Source organism: Allobosea sp. FG18 (assembly GCF_057809495.1).
On record NZ_JBMDKB010000073.1, the window covers coordinates 1 to 2,490 of the forward strand.

Below are 2,490 nucleotides of genomic sequence, written 5' to 3' on the forward strand. Positions count from 1 at the left end.
CCCTCAACCCGGACCATCCCAGCTCGCACGGGCCGGCATCCGAAACCCTTCACAGAAGCGGAACTTGGGACCTTGCCTGGAAGCCGACGTAGCGGGTGGCCGGCCTAATTTCCGGACCCGACCGAGGCTGTGTAAAAACGCGGTGCCTGCCTTTGATCACCTGACGCGGTGAGCCCGCGATGAAGGGCCGGCGTCAGGCCCTGATCGCTTCCATCAGCGGCCGGGTGCCGATGATGGTGATGACGCGCTTGAGGTTATAGGCGAGGATGTGGAGGCCGATTTCGGTCTTCACGTTGGACCGTCGCCTCGTCAGGAAGTGCGTTGCCCCCATCCAGGCTTTGATCGTGCCGAAGGGGTGTTCGACGAGCCGCCTTCGCAGGCGCATGGCGCCTGGCGTCAGGTCCACCCGCCGCTGAAGGGCGTCGATGAGCGCCTCGTGCTCCCAGCGGGTCACCCGCCGCTCGACGCTGGGTGTGCACTGAGCCTTGAGGACGCAGGCCTGACAACTGGCGCGATCCCAGTAACGGTGGAGCGTCATGCCCCGCTCGACGGTGGTCATATGGCGTCGCAGCAGCGCGCCGGATGGGCAGCGATAGACATCCTGCTCGGGCAGATAGACGAAGTCCTGCTTGCCGAACCGACCCTCGGCCTTGGCGCCCGAGGTCAGCGGCTTGGGCAGATAGGGCGTCACGCCCAGAGCCTCGCAGGAGCGTATCTCCTCGCCGGAGAAGTAGCCGCGGTCGGCCAGCGCATCGAGCTTTTCCAAGCCCATGGCATCCTTGGCCTTGGCGGCCATGGTCGCGAGCTGTTCGCGGTCGCTACCGGTCATGACCACGTCGTGGGCGACGATCAGGTGATGCTTGGCCTCGACAGCGGACTGGACGTTGTAGCCGACAATCCCGCTGCCGCGCCCGCTGGTGGCCATCGAGCGAGCGTCCGGATCGGTCAGTGAGACCTGGCCGTCTGGCGCGGTCGCGATCTGCGCCTCCATCGCCTGGAGCGTCCGCATCTGCTCGCGCAGCCGCTCGACCTTCTCCGTCAGCCGTCCCGAGCGCACCTCAACGGCCTCGCCCTCCTGGCGGTCGGCCGTGTCGAGGTCCCGTAGGTAGCCGGCAATGTGCTCGGCGACCTGCTCCAGGCGCTTCTTCAGCTTGTAGGCGGTGAAGTTCTTGTCGCGGCTGTTCACCGCTTTGAACTTGCTGCCGTCGATCGCGACCAGGGCGCTCCCGAACAGGCCAAGCTCGCGGCACAGCACCACGAACTGAGCGCAGGCGCCCTGGATGGCCGGGCCATTGTCCTTCCGGAAGTCGGCGATCGTCTTGTGGTCAGGCGCCAGCCGGCCGGTCAGCCACATCAGCTCGACATTGCGCTGAGTCTCGCGCTCCAAGCGGCGGCTGGATTGGACCTTGTTCAGGTAGCCGTAGATGTAGAGCTTCAACAGCGTCGCCGGGTGGTAGGCTGGCCGCCCCGTCACCGCCGGCGTCACGCCCTCGAAGCCCAGCGCCCCCAGATCCAGCTCATCGACGAAGACGTCGACCACCCGCACCGGGTTCTCATGAGCCACATAGTCGTCAAGACAATCAGGAAGCAGCGTCGGCTGGTGCCGGTCAGAACCTTGGACGAAGCGGCTCAAATCCGACCTCCCGACTGCAACGTCAGGAGTCTAGCTCAACAGCACGTTTTCACACAGCCTCGACCCATTGCGGACGTTGCCGTCAGGTTCGATAACTTGCCGTGCTGCATCCCGTTTTCTGGCGCGGCTCGCCACAGGGATTCAAAAACGGCGAAAGCGTATTGGGTTGCGGCTTATCGCTCGGTCAGCGATCCCGAAGCGTTGGCGGCTCATGCCAAGCTGAGCGGCCCAGCCATTCTGGCGGCAGGTGGTCGCATTCTCGCTCGGGGCATGCCAAGCCATTGTTACGAGGAAGGCCTGCAGCAACGAACCGTCGTGATCGAATTCGACTCCGTCGAGCAGGCGAAAGCGGCGCATGACAGCGCGGCTTATCAGGAAGCACTCAAGTTGCTCGAAGCGAGCGCAGAACGCGATATTCGCATCATCGAAGGCGTTTGATCAGGTGAGCGAGTAGGCCTGGAACGGCTGAACGCGCAGGCTCCTGGCCCCTCGCGGCAACGCGCCGCCGCCATTTTGCTCGTCGCCGGCAAGAGGCCGATCGGCTCCAGACCATGCGCTGGAATCAGCGCCCTCCATCGCGGCGGCTCGCCGCAGAGCCTCAGGCCGTGGCGACATGATCTGCCCGATTCTCCACCCGATTCCCGTTGCGATGAGCATTCCTGAGCTTACGAAAACGGCGAGATGAGCGAATTCCACAGGCTGGCTCCGGCATAGGCATGGACCGCCTTAAACGCTCCGGCACCGCGTTTGGTTCTGCCCTGGAAGCCACAGCCACGCGGGCGCACGGGGGAGTTGATGCCTTGTGACCTGAGACCCTTTTTTCCTCCGGTCTGAGGGAGAGTCCTGGGTTTCATTTC

The 2,490-nt window shown here is 64.3% G+C and carries 2 protein-coding genes; one reads left to right on the plus strand and one right to left on the minus strand.

What is annotated here, in order from left to right; translation table 11 throughout:
* Positions 1-193 precede the first annotated feature (193 nt).
* Positions 194-1,633 (minus strand): IS1182 family transposase, encoded by a 1,440-nt coding sequence (locus ACODTJ_RS29050; protein WP_454654942.1) that lies wholly within the window; start codon positions 1,631-1,633, stop codon positions 194-196.
* Between the two features lie 96 nt (positions 1,634-1,729).
* Between ACODTJ_RS29050 and ACODTJ_RS29055 the strand changes: the two genes are divergently transcribed.
* Complete coding sequence (locus tag ACODTJ_RS29055; RefSeq protein WP_488851686.1) at positions 1,730-2,071, plus strand: DUF1330 domain-containing protein; 342 nt, start codon at positions 1,730-1,732, stop codon at positions 2,069-2,071.
* Positions 2,072-2,490 lie beyond the last annotated feature (419 nt).